The 496-nt window shown below is 66.9% G+C and carries 1 pseudogene; it reads right to left on the bottom strand.

Annotated features, from left to right (window positions below):
* Positions 1 to 496 (bottom strand): annotated as a pseudogene (locus tag B277_RS15550) (IS30 family transposase); the annotation flags it as partial.

Below are 496 nucleotides of genomic sequence, written 5' to 3'. Positions count from 1 at the left end.
AGGAGCCCGTTGGTGTTCTCGTTGGTTCCGCGCTGCCACGGGCTGTGCGGGTCAGCGAAGAACACCGGGATGCCTGTCTCGACCTTGAATGCGGCGTGCGCCGACAGTTCCTTGCCGCGGTCCCAGGTCAGTGATCGCCGCATCTGCTCAGGCAACGTCGTCATGGTCGCGGCGAGTGCGTTCTTCACCGTGATCGCGCCGTAGCCGGCCAACGCCGGCCCGTTCTTCACGGTCTGCTTGTGGCGGTACCCCTCCTCCCGCGGCAGGTGGACGAGCATCGTGAAGCGCGTGGTCCGGTCGACCAGCGTGCCGATCGCTGAACGCTCCAGGCCGATGATCAAGTCGCCCTCCAGTGGCCTGGAACCGCGCGGTCCTCCGCTTCTGCCGGGCGCTGGCTGATCAGCACTTCCTCGGTCACGTGCCCCAAGCCTTCTGCACGGTTCGGGCTCGAGGAACGCGCAGCGCACGTCCACTGCGCAGGCAACTGACCAGCTCC

It is taken from the genome of Janibacter hoylei PVAS-1 (assembly GCF_000297495.1).
Classification (GTDB): domain Bacteria; phylum Actinomycetota; class Actinomycetes; order Actinomycetales; family Dermatophilaceae; genus Janibacter; species Janibacter hoylei.
This window is presented reverse-complemented; position numbering and strand designations above follow the sequence as displayed.